The organism is Streptomyces thermovulgaris (assembly GCF_002155915.1).
GTDB classification, from domain to species: domain Bacteria; phylum Actinomycetota; class Actinomycetes; order Streptomycetales; family Streptomycetaceae; genus Streptomyces; species Streptomyces thermovulgaris.
Map to the genome: position 1 here is coordinate 1 of NZ_MUME01000375.1, position 3,089 is coordinate 3,089.

Here is a 3,089-nt window from a genome sequence, read left to right on the forward strand (position 1 = left end):
GGGAAGGCGACCCGGACCACCACCCCGCCCAGGTCGCCTTCCCCTACCCCGACGGCTGCGGCAGCTGGCAGCAGGCCGATGTGCGCACCGCCCGCGACCGGCTCGGCTGGCGGCCCCGGATCAACCTCGAGGAGTCCCTGGCCGACATCTGGATGGAGGCGGCATGCCGTATCTGACCAGCACACCGGCGGGAACCTCGGGCACCGAGATACGCACCGGCTTCGGCGCCCCCGGCTGCGCCCATCCCCTTCTCGCCGGGGCCGAGTGGGCCGAGCTCGCCCGCCCCGGCACACCACTGCACTGGGTCGTCCTCAATGTCGCCGACGGCCCCGGCATCCAGCCCGACCCGCACTGCCTGGAAGCGGCCGGACGCCTGCGCAACGCGGGCGTCCGCGTCCTCGGCCGCCTCGACGCCGCGCACGGCGCCCGGCCCCTGGCCGAGCTGATCACGGACGCGCGCCGCTACCTCGAGTGGTACCGGGCCGACGGCTTCTTCCTGGAGCACTGCCCGGCGGACCGGGCCACTCTGCCCGAGATCCGCCGTGCGACCGGCGCGCTGCGGGCCCTGCACGACGGCGCCCACATCGTCCTCGGTCACGGCATCCACCCGTACCCGGGCTATGCCGAGAACGCCGACCAGCTGGTGACCTTCCGCGGTCCGTGGAGCGACTACCGCTGGTCGCAGGCGGCGGAGTGGACCGCCGACTACCCGCCCGAGCGGTTCTGCCACCTGGTGCACGGCCTTCCGCGCAGCCACCTCGACGAGGCACTGCGCATCGCCCGCTGGCAGGGCGCGGCGACGATCTGGTTCACCGACCGCACCGGCCGTGAGGGCTTCGCCGACCCCTGGGAGAGCCTGCCCGGTTACTGGGACGAGATCATCTCGCGCATCGGAACGGGTGTCTCGGAATGAAGGAGGGCGTGGCAGTGTTACGAAGAGAACAACTGTCGTGATTGACCGATCAACGGAGTCCCCGTGTCGCTGCCACCCCTGGTCGAGCCGGCTGACGAGCTCACCGTAGACGAGGTTCGCAGGTACTCCCGCCACCTGATCATTCCCGATGTCGGGATGGCCGGGCAGAAGCGGCTGAAGAATGCCAAGGTGCTCTTCGTGGGCGCCGGTGGCCTGGGTTCGCCGGGGCTGATGTACCTGGCCGCGGCGGGCGTGGGCACACTCGGCATCGTGGAGTTCGACGAGGTCGACGAGTCGAACCTGCAGCGCCAGGTCATCCACAGCCAGTCCGACATCGGCCGTCCCAAGGCCGAGTCCGCCCGGGACACGATCAAGGGCGTCAACCCGTATGTGAACGTGGTCCTCCACCAGGAGCGGCTCGAGGCCTCCAATGTGAAGGAGATCTTCAGCCAGTACGACCTGATCGTCGACGGCACGGACAACTTCGCGACCCGTTACCTGGTCAACGACGCGTGCGTGCTCCTGGGCAAGCCGTACGTCTGGGGCTCGATCTACCGCTTCGACGGTCAGGCCTCCGTCTTCTGGTCCGAGCACGGCCCCTGCTACCGCTGCCTCTACCCGGAGCCCCCGCCCCCCGGCATGGTTCCCTCCTGCGCCGAGGGCGGCGTCCTGGGCGTGCTGTGCGCGTCCATCGGCTCCATCCAGGCCACCGAGGCCATCAAGGTCCTCACGGGCATCGGAGAGCCGCTGGTCGGCCGTCTGATGATCTACGACGCCCTGGAGATGCAGTACCGCCAGGTCAAGGTCCGCAAGGACCCCAACTGCGCGATCTGCGGCGAGAACCCGACCGTCACCGAGCTCATCGACTACGAGGCCTTCTGCGGCGTCGTGTCCGAGGAGGCCCAGGCGGCGGCCGCCGACTCGACGATCACTCCCAAGCAGCTCAAGCAGTGGATCGACGAGGGCGAGAACATCGAGCTCATCGACGTCCGTGAGCCGAACGAGTTCGAGATCGTCTCCATCCCGGGCGCCCGGCTGATCCCGAAGAACGAGTTCCTCATGGGCAACGCCCTGGAGAGCCTCCCGCAGGACAAGAAGATCGTCTTGAACTGCAAGACGGGTGTCCGCAGTGCGGAAGTCCTCGCCGTGCTGAAGTCCGCGGGCTTCTCGGACGCGGTGCACCTCGGCGGCGGCGTGATCGCCTGGGTCAACCAGATCGAACCGGAGAAGCCGGTCTACTGATCAACCTTTCCGCTGACCGGCGGGCCTGACGAAGCCCACGGCTCTGACCAGTTCAGATGCTGTGGGCTTCTGTCGTTGTCGGTCGACGTCGGCTGACCTTGGACGGCCCAGGGACGGCCCCAGAACTTCAAACCGGGGCATCACATCAAGGGGCGCTGACCACCTCGATGCGAACTATCGGCTGGGTGGTCATTGAGGTCTGTTGGACTGCTCAGCCGGCCGTCGCTGGTTGTTGGCGGGTGGTTGTGGCTGCGGTGGTTGCTGTACTCCGCTGCTGTACTGCCACCACGACCTCGCGCCCGTGAAACTGCTCATCAGATCGAGACGGTGAGCTGGCCGGGTACCTGGACAAGACGGTGCAGCCGGTTGAGGGTCCGGCACTATGGATGCGGCCTGTGTGCCCTGAGGAGGGCTGGGGAGGTGATCACGGGTCGGCGGGCTACACTTCCCGTAACCGGACTCAGTCCTGAAGTGCCCAGAACGTCGTTTGCCGCGCAAGCCGTCTGTGCAGGTCAAACCCATGATCAACGAGAATGTGATGCGCGACACACAGATCTGGAGTGGCTGGCGCTTGCCGTCGCGCATCGGGCATCATCGACGCAGGTCACAGCCCCCTCCAGACGGGAAGGGTTCCTCTGGAGTTGAAGCCCGAAGGGCATAGAAACAGGGGTGTGTACAGGGGGAGGTATGTCGCACGGTTCCTCTGGAGTTGAAGCCCGAAGGGCATAGAAACGTCCACAGTGGCAGCCCGAGCCAGATTAAGGGCTGTCCCGTAACTGCTGGTCGCAGGTGAGATGATCATGGTGTGGCTGGTGTGATCACGGCGTCGGAGCCGTCCTGGATAGCCCCGTTCACCGGGCTGAGCCCGCGACAGTTCGGCAAGCTGATCACCGCGCTGCGGCGTGAGGGCGCCGATCCGGTCCGCAAGGGCCGG

At 67.2% G+C, this 3,089-nt stretch carries 2 protein-coding genes and 2 pseudogenes; all 4 read left to right on the forward strand.

Annotation, left to right across the window (positions count from 1 at the left end):
• Positions 1–176: pseudogene (locus CCN35_RS29725) on the forward strand (reductase); the annotation flags it as partial.
• Positions 164–913, forward strand: a complete 750-nt coding sequence (locus tag CCN35_RS24455; RefSeq protein WP_067391704.1) for a spherulation-specific family 4 protein — start codon at positions 164–166, stop codon at positions 911–913. The pseudogene CCN35_RS29725 and the gene CCN35_RS24455, both read left to right, overlap by 13 nt.
• A gap of 63 nt (positions 914–976) precedes the next feature.
• Positions 977–2,155, forward strand: a complete 1,179-nt coding sequence (moeZ, locus tag CCN35_RS24460) for an adenylyltransferase/sulfurtransferase MoeZ (protein WP_067391701.1) — start codon at positions 977–979, stop codon at positions 2,153–2,155.
• Between the two features lie 805 nt (positions 2,156–2,960).
• A pseudogene (locus CCN35_RS27920) lies at positions 2,961–3,089 on the forward strand (IS5/IS1182 family transposase); the annotation flags it as partial.